This window comes from Paraburkholderia nodosa DSM 21604 (assembly GCF_000519185.1).
GTDB classification, from domain to species: domain Bacteria; phylum Pseudomonadota; class Gammaproteobacteria; order Burkholderiales; family Burkholderiaceae; genus Paraburkholderia; species Paraburkholderia nodosa.
Window position 1 is genome coordinate 15,185 of sequence record NZ_JAFA01000012.1, and the last position, 14,672, is coordinate 29,856.

Sequence of the window (14,672 nt, forward strand, 5' to 3'; positions counted from 1 at the left end):
GGAAACGCCGCCGGGCCTTCGGGCCGGCGGCGTTTTTCTTTTTGCGGCCTGCCAGGCGCTTATGCGCCGAAGCGCTGACGCACGACTTCCGCGACGGCCTTGCCGAGCCGGTGGTGTTGGGAGGCTTCGTAGTGAATGCCATCAGTAGGGCTGACGGTGGCGAATTCGCCGGCGTCGAGAAACGCCGAGCCGTACTTCACGGCGACGCGCTCGTAGAGCGGCGCAAGCAGGCGCGACCTGGCTGCGCCGCCCGTGAAGATATCGCCGAGGAAGCCAATCTCTTCGATCGGTGCCGGCGACATGAGCAGCACGTGCGGCGTTGAGCCGCCCGGACCCGCGCGGCACGCGACGAGCGTTTCGAGCAGCACGTCCACGGAGTTCGCGATGTCGGTGGGCGTGACGGAAAAGCGTGTCTTGAGGTCGTTGGTGCCGAGCATCAGCGCGACCACGTCGACCGGCAACTGGCTTTCGAGGCATGGGCGCAGATAGGCGTGCCCGTTCTTGTGCCGCCCTTCGATGGGATCGTCGTGAACCGTGGTGCGCGCGGGCAGGCCTTCCTCGATGATCGTCCAGCCTGGCCCGAGCGCCTCACGCAGTACGCCGGGCCAGCGGTCGGCGGGGCCGAATCGCTCGGAGACGCCGGGAACGGTCAGCGGCTTCGTACCGTGCGTATTGGAATCGCCGTAACAGAGCAGGGTGCGTGACGTCATGGGTTGCCTCTTCCTGGTTAGCTGGTTGCCTGGTTGCGGGGGGCGATGCAATGCCACTACTCATCATGGGAGATTACTAGACGACTGGTCTAATCGCTCTGTAACATGTCGTCTCATGAATGCAGCGGCAGCCGTTGAAGTGCGGCAACACATCCTCGATACCGCCATGCCCATTCTGCTGGGCAAGGGCTTTTCCGCAGTCGGTCTCAATGAGATCCTCGCGGCCGCCGGTGTGCCCAAAGGGTCGTTCTATCACTATTTCGGCTCGAAGGAAGCGTTCGGCGAAGCGTTGCTCACGTCGTATTTTGCCGAGTATGCGGAGCGTCTCGACGATCTGCTCGTGCGCACGCCGGGCACGGCAGCCGAGAAGCTGATGCGCTACTGGGACGACTGGCGCCTGATCCAGTGCGCCGACGATCCGGTAGGCAAATGTCTCGCGGTGAAGCTGGGCGCGGAGGTCAGCGACCTTTCCGAGGCGATGCGCGAAGCGCTGCGTCTCGGCACCGACGCGACGATCTCGCGTATTACTGCGTGTCTCGAGGCAGGGCGTGCAGATGGCTCGCTCGTGGGCGTGAACGATGCGGCGACCATGGCGGTGACGCTCTACGAACTGTGGCTCGGCGCGACGCTGCTCGAGAAGATCCACCGCGACCGCAAGCCGCTCGACGCGGCCATGGCGACCACGCGCATCCTGTTGAAGCTGCCTCCGGGCGACTAATCGAACGCGAAGCCGCGGCAGCGCGTGAGGTGCGCGCGATTGTCGCGCATTGTGCGGAAAAACTAGACGACCGGTCTAATAGTGCATGAAGAAACCGGTTTCCGAAGGGCGTGCGAGCGCCCGAACCCAACCCAGAAAGGAACGCCGATGAAGGTACTGATCGTTTTGACCTCGCACGAGGACCTCGGCAACACCGGCAAGAAGACGGGCTTCTGGCTCGAGGAATTCGCCGCGCCGTACTACGCGCTGCGCGACGCTGGCGCCGAGCTTACGCTCGCGTCGCCCAAGGGCGGCCAGCCGCCGCTCGATCCGAAGAGCAGCGATCCCTCGGCGCAGACCGATGCGACACGGCGTTTCGCGTCCGACACCGAAGCGCAAACGGCGCTTGCCAATACGAAACGTCTCGCCGATACCGACGCAAGCGCGTTCGACGCCGTGTTCTACCCGGGCGGCCACGGCCCGCTCTGGGACCTGGCCGAGGATCCGGTTTCGATCGCGCTGATCGAAAAGACGATCGCCGCGGGCAAGCCTGTCGCCGCCGTCTGCCATGCGCCGGGCGTGCTGCGTCACGTGAAGGGTGCGGACGGTCAGCCGTTCGTGGCCGGCAAGTCGGTCACCGGTTTTTCGAATGACGAAGAGGCCGCCGTGCAATTGACGGACGTCGTGCCGTTCCTCGTCGAGGACATGCTGAAGGCCAACGGCGGCCAGTACTCGAAGGCCGCCGACTGGCAAGCGCACGTCGCAACCGACGGCCTGCTCATCACGGGCCAGAACCCGGCTTCGTCGGAACCGGTTGCCGAAGCCTTGCTCGCGGCGCTGCGCCGCGCTTGATGTTGCGCGAACGCGCGCGCCTTTGGCGAGCGCGTCCGCTTCCCTCGATTTCCTTTCGGCAACGCTGCGAGGCGCGCTCGCAGCGCGTGTCCGATTGCGCGTTGCTGCAAGGAAATCCCGTTTTTGCCAACCGGCGCAGGCGCCGCGCGACGCGCGACCTGTGCCAAGAAAGGAGCTGTAGATGTCCGCATTGTTCGAGCCGTTCAAGCTCAAGAGCGTGTCCCTGCGCAATCGCATCGCCGTGCCGCCGATGTGCCAGTACATGGCTGTCGATGGCGTGATCAACGACTGGCACCACGTCCACTACGCGCAGATCGCGCGCGGCGGCGCGGGCCTCGTGATCGTCGAGGCGACGGCGGTTTCGCCCGAAGGCCGCATCACGCCGGGTTGCACGGGCCTGTGGAACGACGCACAGATGGAGGCATTCAAGCCCACCGTCGCGGCGATCAAGGCGGCGGGCGCGGTGCCCGGCATCCAGATTGCGCACGCGGGCCGCAAGGCGAGCGCGAACCGCCCGTGGGAAGGCGACGACCACATCGCCGAAGGCGACGCGCGCGGCTGGCAGACCATCGCGCCCTCGGCAACGGCGTTTGGCGCGCATCTGCCGAAGGTGCCGAAGGCGATGACGATCGACGACATCGTTCGTGTGCGCGAGGACTTCGTGGCCGCGGCGAAGCGCGCGCTCGAAGCCGGCTTCGAATGGCTCGAACTGCACTTTGCGCACGGCTACCTCGGCCAGAGCTTTTTCTCGACGCATTCGAACCAGCGCGACGATATCTATGGCGGCAGCCTCGAAAACCGCAGCCGTTTCCTGCTGGAAACGCTGGCCGCCGTGCGCAAGGTCTGGCCGGAGCATCTGCCGCTGACAGCGCGCTTTGGCGTGATCGAGTACGATGGCCGCGACGAGGAAACCCTCGCCGAATCGATCGAGCTGGCCAAGGGCTTCAAGCGCGAAGGCCTCGACATGCTGGGCGTGAGCGTCGGTTTCTCGACGCCCGCCGCGCAGATTCCATGGGCGCCCGCGTTCCTCGCGCCGATCGCGCAAAAGGTGCGTCGTGCGACCGGCCTGCCGGTGTCGTCGGCATGGGGGATCGGCACGCCGGAACTGGCCGAGCGCTCGGTGGCGAAGGAGCAACTCGACGTCGTGATGGTCGGGCGCGCGCATCTCGCGAATCCGCACTGGCCGTATTTCGCGGCCCAGGAACTGGGCGTCGAACGCGCCGCGTGGACTTTGCCTGCGCCGTACGCGCACTGGCTCGAGCGCTACAAGGTTGGCTGAATTATGCCGACCGGTACAACCGTTGACGATGAGGGAATGCCGATGACCGTCTATCTATTCGCGAGCATCACGCCGAAGTCCGAGCACGTCGCCGACGTGGAGGCGCTGATGCGTGACATGGTTTCGCACACGCGCAAGGAGCCGGGCAATCTGCGCTACGACCTGCTGCGCCGCGCCGATGGCGCGCCGGGCTTTTACCTCTACGAGACCTATGTCGACGAAGCCGCGGTGCAGGCGCATCGCGAAAGCGCGCACTTCGTGGCGTACCGCGCGAAGATCGGTGCGTGGGTGACGGAACCGCCTGAGGTGAAGCTGCTGAAGGGTGTGGACGTCGCGGACTGAGGCCGCGCTTCTTGCCGCAATCGTTGCGGCGATCCATTCACGCGCCGGACATCGCTTTGCAGCGGTGTCCGGCGCGTTTTTCATCGAGCGGCCGTGCGCTGCCTAGCCCGCCATATCGAGCACGACGCGGCCTTCGATCGCGCCGCGCTCCATGCGCGCGAACACGTCGTTGATGTTCTCCAGCTTGTCGGTGGAGACGGTCGCCCTGACCTTGCCTTCCTGCGCGAACATCAGCGACTCTTCGAGATCGAGACGCGTGCCGACGATCGAGCCGCGCACCGTCACGCCGCCCAGCACCATGTCGAAGATCGGCAGCGGAAAGTCGCCGGGCGGCAGGCCGTTCAGCGACACCGTGCCGCCCCGGCGCACCATGCCGAGCGCCTGCGAAAACGCGATGGGCGAGACCGCGGTAACGAGCACGCCGTGCGCGCCGCCAATTTCCTTCTTTAGATACGCAGCGGGATCGGTGGTTTTCGCGTTGACCGTCACGGTCGCGCCGAGGCGTTTCGCCAGTTCGAGCTTGGTATCGTCGACATCGACGGCGGCGACATTGAGCCCCATCGCGCGCGCGTATTGCACGGCCATGTGGCCGAGGCCGCCCACGCCGGAAATCACGACCCAGTTGCCGGGGCGCGTGTCGGTGACTTTCAGGCCCTTGTAGACCGTCACGCCGGCGCAGAGCACGGGTGCGATTTCGATGAAGCCGATATTTTTCGGCAGCAGGCCAACGTAATTCGCGTCGGCCTTGGCGTACTGCGCGAAGCCGCCATTGACCGAATAGCCGGTGTTCTGCTGCTGCTCGCAAAGCGTTTCCCAACCGCCGAGGCAATGTTCGCAATGGCCGCATGCCGAATAGAGCCACGGAATGCCGACGCGATCGCCTTCCTTCACGTGCGTGACGCCCGCGCCCACGCCGACGACATAGCCCACGCCCTCGTGACCGGGAATGAACGGCGGCTGCGGCTTCACGGGCCAGTCGCCGTGCGCGGCGTGCAGGTCCGTGTGGCACACGCCGCACGCCTCGATTTTCACGAGCAGCTCGCCGGGTCCCGGGGTGGGGACGGCCACTTCCTCCAGCACGAGGGGTTTGCCAAATGCGCGGACTACCGCGGCTTGCATCGTCTTGCTCATCGTCGGGCTCCTGTCGAAGCTGAGTGGCGACGGGCGGCCGGATGCGTTGCGCATCGCGGTGTCGCCGCACGTCCGCCTGCCTTTCAAGTTTGAAGGAAAGGTTTTTCGTCTGCGATGAACGTGCTCAATAGTTGGTAATGAAACGGGTGAGAAGTTTTCGAAAGAAACTGCCGTTAATATTGGGAAAGGTTTGGTAACGACTCCGTTGCACGAATTCAGTGACCCCGATGCAGAACGACTCCCTTTACGAACGCGCCAGTGAGAGCCATTTCGCCGGCGACCTGACGCGCGCGCGTCAGTTGTACACGCAATTGCTCGAAGCCGATGCAGCGCACGCGGGTGCGATGTTTCGCCTCGGCGTGATCGGCTTGCAGGAAGGCGCGCCGGTCGATGCGATCGGCTGGCTGCAGCGCGCGCTCGCCGTCGAGCCCGGGCAGCGGCGCTATCGCGAAGCGTTGGGGCAGGCCTATGCCATGGCCGCGCGCCATGCCGAAGCGGCGCAGATCTATCGCGCTCTGCTGGCGGACGACGCGTCGTCCGCCGATCTCTGGTGCGGGCTCGGCGCGGCACTGCAGGCGCAGGGTGCGCTGGCGGAAGCGGTGGCGGCGTGGCGGGCCGCGCTCGAGCGCGAGGCGAACCGGGCCGACGCCTGGAACAACCTCGGCAATGGCCTGCGTCTGCTGGGCGATTCCGGCGAGGCCAAGGCCGCGTATCGTCGCGCGCTCGCCTTGCAACCGGGCGATGCCAACGCATTGACGAACCTCGGCACGCTGCTGCAGGAAGCGGGGCAGGACGAGGAGGCGCTCGAAAGCTTGCGCGCTGCGCTGGCGGCCGCGCCGGACACTGCCGTCGCAATGATCAACCTCGGCGTGCTGCTGACCCGCCTCGAGCGTCTGGACGAGGCGTTGCCCCTGCTCGAACGCGCGCTGGCCATCGAACCTCCTATCGCCCATGCGGCCTACAACTACGGCGTCGCGCTGCAGGCGCGCGGCCGTCTGCGCGACGCCGAAGCGCAGTATCGCCGCGCGCTCGCGCTCGACCCGGCGCATGCGGAAGCGGCTAACAACCTGGGGAATGTCTGCCGCGACCTCGGTGATTATCAGGCTGCACGCGTAGCGTACGAAACGGCGATCCGCACCCGGCCGGATTTCGTCGACGCGTTCAACAACGCCGCCAACCTGATGCGCACGCTCGGCAGCCTCGACGAGGCGCAAGCGCTATTGCGCCAGGCCCTCGACTTCGATCCATCGCGCTCGGCCACGCTCAACAATCTCGGCAACGTGCTCAAGGACTGCGGGGACCTGGACGGAGGCATCGAATGCTTTCGCCGGGCCGTGGCGAGCGAGCCCGGCAACCTCATCGCGCATAGCAACCTTCTGTACGCATTGTCGTTCCAGGCCGAAGATCCGCAGGTGATTCTCGACGAGTCGAGACGCTGGTCCGCGCAGCACGAAGCGCCGCTCGGCGTGCAACGCACGCAGGGGCCCGTCGAAGCCGCGGCGGGAAGGCGCTTGCGCATCGGTTACGTATCGGGCGATTTTCGTGAGCATTGCCAGGCATTGTTCATGACGCCGCTGTTCGCCCACCACGACCGCACGCGCTTCGAGATTCACGCGTATTCGAGCGTGGTCAGGCCCGATGCGACGACCGCGCGACTTGCCGCGCACGTCGACGAGTGGCACGACGTGCGCACATTGAGCGACTCGGCGCTGGCGGACCGGATCCGCGCGGACGGCATCGATGTCCTCGTCGATCTCACGATGCACATGTCCGATGGCCGGCCACTGCTGTTTGCGCGCAAGCCGGCGCCGGTGCAGGTCGCCTGGCTCGCCTATCCCGGCACGACCGGAATCGGCGCGATGGACTGGCGGCTGACCGATCCCTGGCTCGATCCGCCTGCGCACGACCGCTACTACAGCGAAAAGTCCTGGCGTTTGCCGCACACGTTCTGGTGTTATGACCCGCTTGCTTCGGAACCCGAAGTGAATGCGCTGCCGGCATCGAGCGCGGGACACGTCACGTTCGGCTCCCTGAACAACCCGTGCAAGCTCACCGATACGACGCTGAATCTGTGGGCCCGTGTATTCGCCCGCTTGCCTGCGGCGCGCCTCGTGCTCATGGCCGCCGAGGGCGAAGCGAGGCGCCGCCTCGCACAGCGGCTCGCGCGTGCCGGCATCGACCCGGCGCGCGTGCGCTTTTTGCCGTTCAGGCCGCGCGCCGATTATCTGCGCAGCTATCACGAGGTCGATCTCGGGCTCGACACGTTGCCGTACAACGGCCATACCACCTCGCTCGACGCGCTGTGGATGGGGGTGCCCGTCGTCACGCGCATCGGGCCGACCGTGGCGGGGCGCGCGGGCTTGAGCCAGCTCGCGAACCTCGGCCTGACCGAATTGGCCGCCGATTCCGACGACGCCTTCGTGGAGACGGCGGCGAGTCTCGCGAACGACCTGCCGCGCCTCGCGAATCTGCGCGCGACGCTGCGCGAACGCATGGCGCATTCGCCGCTGATGGACGGCGAACGCTTCGCGCGTGGCGTCGAGGCGGCGTACGAAGGCATGTGGCGCGCCGCGGCGCAATAGGACGATCTGGCGCGCAAATATGGGGCAACCGGCGGCCTTGACTCAGCCGAACGGCCATCCAGCGTGCTGTATAAATATACAGTAGAATCCTAGCCTGACAGCCAGGGCCGCGCGCCGATTTCCCGCGCGCGCCGCGCTGCAAGTTGCCGGGCCGCGCCGCGTATTCGCCCCATTTCGCGCGCCGTCCGGCCCCACGCGTGTGATCCAGCCGGAATGCCAGCGCAAGTGAGCGAAAACCGATCCATCCGAATCCGATGGATGGGAATCTCGCAACGCGTTGATTGAAAACGGATTCAAGCGGCTGATCCAAAATAAATCCAATAAAGATCCAAAATAATCAGCCGACTTTTACCTCGCTCCACTCCGTTCCCCGGCTGTCGCGATAGAGCGCGGTCATCTGCGCATTCTTGTGGCCGAGCAGCGCCTGGGCGAAATCTGCGCCCCGTTCATTGCCATAGAGGCGCGCCGCGAGCGAGCGAATCTCGTGGAACGACGGCGGCGTTTTCCCCTCGGACGTCTCGATCTCGGCCAGTTCGCGAAACTTCACAAACGCGGTCGTGAAGCCTCCGAGCTTCGGGCTGTCTCCCGGCTTCGCCGTGCCTTTGCTCATGACGTGATGGACGACGTGCTTCGAGAGGATCGCGTCGCGGCACTCACGAATGACTTCCTCGATCGTCAGGCCGTCGAGCGCAGCGAGGCCGAGCGTCACAGGGATCTTTAGCTTCGTCTGGCCCTTGCTCTTCGATTGCTCGACCCAGAGGAAGCCATCCTTGACGTCCGAAAACTTCATCTTCTTGATGTCCTCGCGCCGCTGGCCGGTAAGCAGTGCGAGAAGGAACGCGCGTGCCGCCCACGACATCCCGAGGTTCTCGCGCGCCTTCGCGACGATCTTCTTGAATTCATCCAGGCTGAGACGTTCGCGCTTCACGACCGACTTGCGCCGGCGGATCGCGATCGCCGGATTCTTGCCCGCCTCGAGCTTCCCGGCGCCGATCGCTTCATTGAATATGTCGATCAGGCGCGTCTGGATCTGGCTGCTGTGCGAGCCACTCACGCGCTTTTCCTCGGCCGCGATGTAGTCGGCGACCTGTTTCGGCGTGATCTTCGATATCGAGGTCTGGGCGAAGGGCGCTTTCTTGATCGTGCGCAGATAGGTTTGCACCGTCATCACCGATTTGCGCGTGTTGCCTCGCTCCGTGTAGATCTTCTCGTATTCGTCGCAAAACACGATGAGTGTGTCGTCGGCGCCATCGATGCGCTGGATGAGGCCCACCGCGCCCTTGCGTCGCTCGAGCTCGGCGTTCGCGACGCGCGCCTGCGCGGCCGCTTCCTTGAACTCGCGGCCCAACCCCCAGACCGATCCGTCTGCCGGATTGCGGTACCAGTAGTAGCCCTTCGAATTGAGATAGAGGTTCGCGGGCCAGCTGCGCCGGCTCGCGATCCGTCGTCTAGCCGCGGCCATTCGTCATCCTTTCGATGCGCTCGGCGACCGGGTCGATATATTCGGCATCGGGGCGGCAGAAGTACTCGCGGCCGATCTTGCGGGGCAGCGGTCGAATGCGACCGTTCTTGATCCAGTTACGCAGCGTGTTGCGGTGCGGTTGATGGTCGCCGAATACGCGGCTTGCCCACGATCTTACGGGGATGAGCTGTGCTTGCATGATGCCTCGCGTGCGCTGTGGATCGGGTTAAAGCAATTCTCGGACAACTTCGCCTGTTTCGACGAAGTACCAGTCCGAGTCCGTCAGGTTGTTAATCAGGAAGCGTTCGAAATCGGCTGGCGGGGTGGCGCGCTGGATGCGCTGCCACTTCGCTGGCGGACCGCGCCATGTCGGCTCGACGCCGGCGGCGCGCGCTGCGGCCAGGGTGTGATGCCCATCGACGAGGATCCGGTACCGGCGGCCGCGCAGCTCGAGCTCGGCCACGCGGACGATGAACACCCGAAAGCGGCCGGCCTTGTCCGCGACCTTGGCGGGGTCGAGGAAGCGCTGCGACGAGATGAGTGGCGCCGTCATGCGCGCTCCAGCAGCTCGCGAAGGGCGTTCTCGTCGGCACCCGACAGTAAGTCGATGGGGTCGGCCCCAAACGCGCCAGCGGCTTCAAACCAGTCGGAGTACTCGACGCTACGCCCATCGGGGGCAATGGCGCTGTCGACGTAATCGACATCCGAGCAATCGTTGAAAATCACGATCGCCCAGCCAGCAACAGAAACTTCGACATCGCCGCAATACACGTCCGACCAGCGTTCACCGACCACGGTCAGCTGCAGCGTGCCGTGAGCCGCGCCACGCAATACCTCGGCGACTTCCTCTGCAGAAATTGCGGGCGTCATACGATGGCTCCCAGTTCGTGCATCTGACGCAGCTGCGTCGCGACGTCGGCGGCCACATCGAAGAACTGCAGCGCGCCCTTGCACTCGACGAACGGCACCGGCTTCACATCTTCGAGGAGGAAGCCCCATTGGCCCTCCATGTGCCACGTCGAAGTCCGTCTCGCCGTCGGAATGCAGTCAGTGAGGGTCGCGGCACCGACGATCCCGCCACGGTGAAGCTTTTCTTGCCCGGGCAGTGCGATGTCGATATCGAAGTAGTCCAGAAAGGCCTCGACGTCGTCATACTCGGCGCGCGTCATGCTTTTGCTCGCATGGATCAGGAAACGTCCGCGAAGTCTTGTCGGCCAGGTGCGGTTCTCGATGTCTTTCAGCTTGCCGGCCTCGATCGCAACTTCGCGCGCCGCGCCGGTCAGGTCGGGACGTACGATGAGCCATGCCCACGGCTGGCGGATTGACAGAGCTTTCATCGCGGATCTTCTCCGTAGCTCTTCAGGAAAATGCTCTCGCGCATGCTGATGCCGCGCGAGTTGCACATGCGGATTACGGAGATTAGGAAGCTATCGATGTGATTGCCGGCGCGCGAAAGGGCGTGCAGCAGGTCCATTTCGAAGCCTCGATCCTTCGCGAGCTCGTAGGTCGATCCACGCTGGCCGCGATCGTATTCGACTGTCGCGACCATCGACATGCCTCTCGGCCGCATCTTGTTGGCGAGCTCGAGCAGCGCCGGCGCGATCTCATCGTCGTAGAACTTTTCGTTGTCGGTCACGCTGCACCTCGCGGGAATTCATCATGCGTGCGCCCGTCGAGCAGGCGCCCCGCATCTTTTTTGCCTAGGCGCTGCATCCATGCGTCGTCATCGACACGATGGAACATGCCGCCACTCGCATCGATGACGCCTGGCGCTGGCGCCCATTCCCCCCATTGCTTGAACAGAAACGGCACGCTTGCGCCCGCGCATTGGTCGCGCAGCCTGCGCGGCCACGTCGGATGCATCGGCCGAGCGCCGGCCCCGCTCTCGCCGCCGGCGATCACCCAGTCGATGTAGTCGTGCGTATCGCGGCGATGGATGGGGTCGGACCTGTGGCCACCGCACCGGCCGCAATAACCGTCCTCCATTTGTTTGCCTTGCACGAATGCAACACAGTGTGGAAATGACGGGGTCAAGTACTCGCGAACGTAGACGTCGCCGCGCAGCGGCTCCATGCTCAAGAATTTCATGTGCGCGGGCGTTGCCAGCAGCTTCGGAATATCGCGGTCGGCCTCCTCCTGGTTGACGACCGTGATGCCGAGCCAGACATTGCGCTGGCCAGCGCACCAGTCGTGCGACTTCAGCATGCGCATTGCATTGCCGATGCGCTTCGTCAGCAGCAGCCAGTCTAGGTTTGGCGTCAGCTCGATCAGATCGAATAGGTCGATGCGCCATCGCGGATCGACCTCGTTGTCGAAAACGTCGGCGAGAGAGGCACAGAACACGCGCTGGCGCCGTCCGTGCGCGGCGAAGAACTCTGCATGCGCCTTGTTCCACTGAAGCGGCTTGCGCCAGTTGCTGGCGGACGTGCGCCGGCGCGGCGCACCCGGGCCCCAGTTGATCTTCTGCACTCTCGACGGCGTGCTGCGTTCTGCGTAACAATGGTCGCACCCAGGCGACACCTTCGTGCACCCGATCCATGGATTGAAAGTCGCGTCACACCATTCGATTTTGCTGTTTTCGCTCATGCCCACACCCGTTTGAAGTTCTCGGCGCGCACATATGCCTTCGCATTCTTGTCGTAGACGATGTTGCTCGGCGCGAGCTTCTGGTATTCGCTGAGATCGCCGCTCGCGCAAGGCATCGAGATCCCGAAGTAGTCGACGAGTGCGCCACGGTTGACGGTCCCGTAGTGCGCGACGAGGAAGTCGATGAAGCGCAGCCGCTGTTCGACTGCGTATTTGAGGTCGCTCACCACTCACCCCCGAGGCCGTTGAGTTTCTGGAGTACTCCCGGCAGCGCGACCATGCTCGACACCGTGTATAGGCCTCGCGCGATCGCGCCGATCATCCACAGCAGGAACGCGCGCTGAGACGTGCGGGTCCAGTCATCGAGTTCGGCACAGCGCGGCAGGGGCGCGGGCCGGAGCACTTCCGGCAGAGTCTCGATCGCGGGCGCGTGCTGCGCAGCGATCGGCGCACGGTCATCTACCGGCTCGGGTGCCAGCTCGGGTTCGGCGGCGAACATGTCAAACTGCACCGCTGCCCCCGACCCGATAAACAATCCCCGTTTTCATATATCCAGCGAGCTTCTCGCGCTCGTAGCTTTCGCGGTCAACGTCCCACCAGACGGTACCGCTGCCTGCTGGGGAGCCGATCTGGTAGATGCGCACTTGGGCGGCTCGCTTACCCCATGGCAGCACTGCGTTACCGATCGACTGGCCGAGGCTCCACAGGAACATGCAGAAGTTCGCCACATCGCGCGGATCGCCTTTCTCGACGTGCTCGCGCAGCATTACCGATAACTCGTCCGGATCGCACTGTTGCCAGCCGTCGCGGCCTTTGTCGCGCGCTTGCGCAAGCTTCTCTTTCATCGCTGCTGCGAAAGCATCGACGGCGAGATCGTCGGCGTGCGGCGCTACCGAAACAGTGGCGACGGGCGCGGCGAGCGCGGCGCGAACCTCGTCATGAGCGGCATATATTTCCTTGCGCACGGCGTTACTGTGTTCAAGTCCCTTCAGGCTCGTTGATTGCGTAAAGGCGCTTCTGCCGAGATACCAGTCAACCGCTTTCTCAATTCGAACGAGTGCGGCGCGTGTACTGCCGTTATCTTTCGGCGCAGCAGGGGCGATGAGATCGGTGTTCGAGGGGCGGCGGTTCCAATCCCGCTCATTACCCGCGCCGTCTTCGCGAAGCTTCGTTCCGCCGCCGCACTCGGTGCATTCGAGCCAGTAGTCGCCAATTCCGTTACCCTGGCGGACCGGCACTTTTGTGCAGCCACAGAAGGCGCACGGGAGAAGTTGCTCATTCATTGCAGTTCGATCCTCGTGTTAGGCGGCTCGGCCGCGATATGTCTTTGTGAACGCAGCATCAACAGCGTGGCCGCGATCGCGAACCACATTTGCCAGCCGTGTGCGGTCCTGATGGCTGGCCGTCGCCTGCCGAAGCAGCCCGAAGTAGCTATTCGCCATCTCGTGCACGTCAGCGGCTGCCGCTTGCGCAACACGGCGCAGCGCTTCATTGCGAGTGCGCTTACGCGTCTCGCGGCGCCATGGTTTGATCACCTGCCCGACGAAATCGACGCCTCGCGAAATCGGTTGCAGGATCGTCTTGCGTGGGTTCAGGTGCACGCCAAGGCGCTCCGGCAAGAAGCCCGTCACGTCACGCAATACAGCGTTGAGCCAGTCGGTCGATTCGTGCAGGAACACGAAGTCATCCACGTAGCGGATGTAGTGCCGCGCACGCAATTGATGCTTCGCGCGCTGGTCCAGCACGTCGAGATAGACGTTCGCGAAGAACTGGGACGACAGATTGCCGATCGGCAGACCAAGATGCGCCGGCTGGTTCATCAACCGCTTATGCGGCGGTACGAGGTCCATCAGGCGCGGATCGCCACGCATCTCGAAGTCAGTGCGCGGATCGTGGAACAGCACTGTCTCGGTCAGGGCGAGCCACCATGCCTCGTCGATTCGCGTCGCTAGCAGCTCGCGCAGGATCAACTTGTCGATGCTGACGAAGAAGTTCGCCAGATCGCACTTCAGGTAGTAAGCCGGCCGGCTCCAGTTCTGGGTGATGCTGCGAACTTTGGCCTCAAGGCGCTGCGCAGCGTACAGCGTGCCGCGCCCCTTGATGCAGGCGCAGCTATCCGCGATGAACGAATTCTCGAAGCGCGGTCCGATCCGGTTATAGAGCAGGTGATGCACAATTCGATCGCGGAACTCCGCCGCCCAGACCTCGCGCGGTTTTGGTCTCGTGATGACGAAGCAAATCGATCGACCGGGTCGGTAGGAGCCGTCGGCCAGTTCGTCGTGCAAACGAGTGAGATTTCGTTCGAGATCGGCCTCAAATGCAAGCGCGCTCGCGGTCTTGCGTTTCGTGCGCCGGCAATCACGATATGCCGTGATGAGCTCTGCGCCAGTAAAGCCATCTTGCCGCTCGATCCAATCTGCTGACGGCGACCGCGCGGAGCGCGGCGCTCTTGTGGTTGTTGTTCTGGTTACCGTTGTTGTAGTTCTGATACCAGGCGTAAGCTGAACCATCGTGCTATCTACGTCGCCCGGGCGATTGCTCGTCTGGGAAACTGCGCCGGACCGTTCCGCACGCTGGCGATCGGTTTCCGTGATGCGCATGGCGGTGGCTTCGTGAGCCAGCGGCACGACCAGATTGAAACGGTGCTCAGTCATGGCGGCGTGAACCTCCATGAGACGGGCGACGAGCGGCCCATTCCCTCCATTTCACCGCTTGTTTGCTGATGCTCTCGGTGAGTCGGATCACGCTCCAGTACTGGCGATCGGTGATCTCGTGCATGTCCCACGCGAGGCGAAACAGAAGCTCGACGAGTTTGACGCGTTCGATCAGCATCGAAAGATGCGGCACCTTGTCTTCGGCCACGTTGGCACGATAGACCAGAATCAGCAGCTTCTTCGTTTCGTCGACGATATCTTCGCCGATGAGGCGCTTGAAGGAACGCTCCATATTCTTGACCATGCCCGTAACCTTCGTGAGAAGGTCGTAGCCGGTTCTATATACGTCGAGCTCGGTGTGGAGGGCCATGATGGCT

19 protein-coding genes are annotated in these 14,672 nt (G+C 64.0%); 5 read left to right on the forward strand and 14 right to left on the reverse strand.

Features of this window, described 5'->3' with window-relative positions:
* Positions 1 to 59: 59 nt before the first annotated feature.
* Positions 60 to 710 carry an SGNH/GDSL hydrolase family protein gene (locus A3CW_RS0118885; protein ID WP_028204962.1) on the reverse strand — a complete coding sequence of 217 codons (651 nt, stop codon included), beginning with the start codon at positions 708 to 710 and terminating at the stop codon, positions 60 to 62.
* Between the two features lie 115 nt (positions 711 to 825).
* Here A3CW_RS0118885 and A3CW_RS0118890 point away from each other — a divergent pair, with 115 nt between their 5' ends.
* From A3CW_RS0118890 to A3CW_RS0118905, 4 genes are all read left to right on the forward strand, one after another.
* The gene (locus A3CW_RS0118890; RefSeq protein ID WP_028204963.1) at positions 826 to 1,428 is read left to right on the forward strand and encodes a TetR/AcrR family transcriptional regulator; all 603 of its coding nucleotides are present in this window, start codon (positions 826 to 828) and stop codon (positions 1,426 to 1,428) included.
* Between the two features lie 147 nt (positions 1,429 to 1,575).
* Positions 1,576 to 2,259 carry a type 1 glutamine amidotransferase domain-containing protein gene (locus A3CW_RS0118895; RefSeq protein WP_028204964.1) on the forward strand — a complete coding sequence of 228 codons (684 nt, stop codon included), beginning with the start codon at positions 1,576 to 1,578 and terminating at the stop codon, positions 2,257 to 2,259.
* Between the two features lie 181 nt (positions 2,260 to 2,440).
* A complete protein-coding gene (locus A3CW_RS0118900; protein WP_028204965.1) occupies positions 2,441 to 3,538 on the forward strand; it encodes an NADH:flavin oxidoreductase/NADH oxidase in 1,098 nt (365 codons plus the stop codon).
* Between the two features lie 42 nt (positions 3,539 to 3,580).
* Positions 3,581 to 3,880 (forward strand): putative quinol monooxygenase, encoded by a 300-nt coding sequence (locus A3CW_RS0118905; RefSeq protein ID WP_028204966.1) that lies wholly within the window; start codon positions 3,581 to 3,583, stop codon positions 3,878 to 3,880.
* A gap of 102 nt (positions 3,881 to 3,982) precedes the next feature.
* Here the strand turns inward: A3CW_RS0118905 and adhP are convergent, their stop codons facing one another.
* Positions 3,983 to 5,011 carry an alcohol dehydrogenase AdhP gene (gene adhP, locus A3CW_RS0118910; protein ID WP_028204967.1) on the reverse strand — a complete coding sequence of 343 codons (1,029 nt, stop codon included), beginning with the start codon at positions 5,009 to 5,011 and terminating at the stop codon, positions 3,983 to 3,985.
* A 227-nt stretch (positions 5,012 to 5,238) separates the two neighbouring features.
* Here adhP and A3CW_RS0118915 point away from each other — a divergent pair, with 227 nt between their 5' ends.
* Positions 5,239 to 7,593 (forward strand): tetratricopeptide repeat protein, encoded by a 2,355-nt coding sequence (locus A3CW_RS0118915; RefSeq protein WP_028204968.1) that lies wholly within the window; start codon positions 5,239 to 5,241, stop codon positions 7,591 to 7,593.
* A gap of 337 nt (positions 7,594 to 7,930) precedes the next feature.
* On the opposite strand, the gene A3CW_RS0118920 is transcribed toward A3CW_RS0118915, so the two are convergent.
* The 12 genes from A3CW_RS0118920 to A3CW_RS0118975 are packed head-to-tail and all read right to left on the reverse strand — an operon-like array spanning position 7,931 to position 14,665.
* Positions 7,931 to 9,055, reverse strand: coding sequence for a tyrosine-type recombinase/integrase (locus A3CW_RS0118920; RefSeq protein ID WP_028204969.1), 1,125 nt, complete (start codon positions 9,053 to 9,055; stop codon positions 7,931 to 7,933).
* A complete protein-coding gene (locus A3CW_RS46790; protein WP_035513263.1) occupies positions 9,042 to 9,254 on the reverse strand; it encodes an excisionase in 213 nt (70 codons plus the stop codon). The genes A3CW_RS0118920 and A3CW_RS46790 overlap by 14 nt, the downstream gene beginning before the upstream one ends.
* Before the next feature lie 27 nt (positions 9,255 to 9,281).
* Entirely contained in the window at positions 9,282 to 9,608 is a 327-nt protein-coding gene (locus A3CW_RS0118930) for a hypothetical protein (RefSeq protein WP_028204970.1), read from the reverse strand.
* Positions 9,605 to 9,925 carry a DUF7693 family protein gene (locus A3CW_RS0118935; RefSeq protein ID WP_028204971.1) on the reverse strand — a complete coding sequence of 107 codons (321 nt, stop codon included), beginning with the start codon at positions 9,923 to 9,925 and terminating at the stop codon, positions 9,605 to 9,607. The genes A3CW_RS0118930 and A3CW_RS0118935 overlap by 4 nt, the downstream gene beginning before the upstream one ends.
* Positions 9,922 to 10,392, reverse strand: a complete 471-nt coding sequence (locus A3CW_RS0118940) for an ASCH domain-containing protein (protein ID WP_028204972.1) — start codon at positions 10,390 to 10,392, stop codon at positions 9,922 to 9,924. Before A3CW_RS0118940 ends, A3CW_RS0118935 begins: the two co-directional genes overlap by 4 nt.
* Positions 10,389 to 10,691, reverse strand: a complete 303-nt coding sequence (locus A3CW_RS0118945) for a hypothetical protein (protein ID WP_028204973.1) — start codon at positions 10,689 to 10,691, stop codon at positions 10,389 to 10,391. Before A3CW_RS0118945 ends, A3CW_RS0118940 begins: the two co-directional genes overlap by 4 nt.
* Positions 10,688 to 11,641 carry a phage Gp37/Gp68 family protein gene (locus tag A3CW_RS0118950; protein WP_028204974.1) on the reverse strand — a complete coding sequence of 318 codons (954 nt, stop codon included), beginning with the start codon at positions 11,639 to 11,641 and terminating at the stop codon, positions 10,688 to 10,690. Before A3CW_RS0118950 ends, A3CW_RS0118945 begins: the two co-directional genes overlap by 4 nt.
* Positions 11,638 to 11,868, reverse strand: coding sequence for a hypothetical protein (locus A3CW_RS0118955; protein ID WP_154677976.1), 231 nt, complete (start codon positions 11,866 to 11,868; stop codon positions 11,638 to 11,640). Before A3CW_RS0118955 ends, A3CW_RS0118950 begins: the two co-directional genes overlap by 4 nt.
* A complete protein-coding gene (locus A3CW_RS0118960) occupies positions 11,865 to 12,140 on the reverse strand; it encodes a hypothetical protein (RefSeq protein WP_035513264.1) in 276 nt (91 codons plus the stop codon). Before A3CW_RS0118960 ends, A3CW_RS0118955 begins: the two co-directional genes overlap by 4 nt.
* Before the next feature lies 1 nt (position 12,141).
* A complete protein-coding gene (locus tag A3CW_RS53870) occupies positions 12,142 to 12,924 on the reverse strand; it encodes a Lar family restriction alleviation protein (RefSeq protein WP_245623690.1) in 783 nt (260 codons plus the stop codon).
* Between the two features lie 18 nt (positions 12,925 to 12,942).
* Positions 12,943 to 14,295, reverse strand: coding sequence for an RNA-directed DNA polymerase (locus tag A3CW_RS0118970; protein WP_456152325.1), 1,353 nt, complete (start codon positions 14,293 to 14,295; stop codon positions 12,943 to 12,945).
* Positions 14,288 to 14,665, reverse strand: a complete 378-nt coding sequence (locus tag A3CW_RS0118975) for a four helix bundle protein (RefSeq protein WP_028204978.1) — start codon at positions 14,663 to 14,665, stop codon at positions 14,288 to 14,290. Before A3CW_RS0118975 ends, A3CW_RS0118970 begins: the two co-directional genes overlap by 8 nt.
* Positions 14,666 to 14,672: the final 7 nt, after the last annotated feature.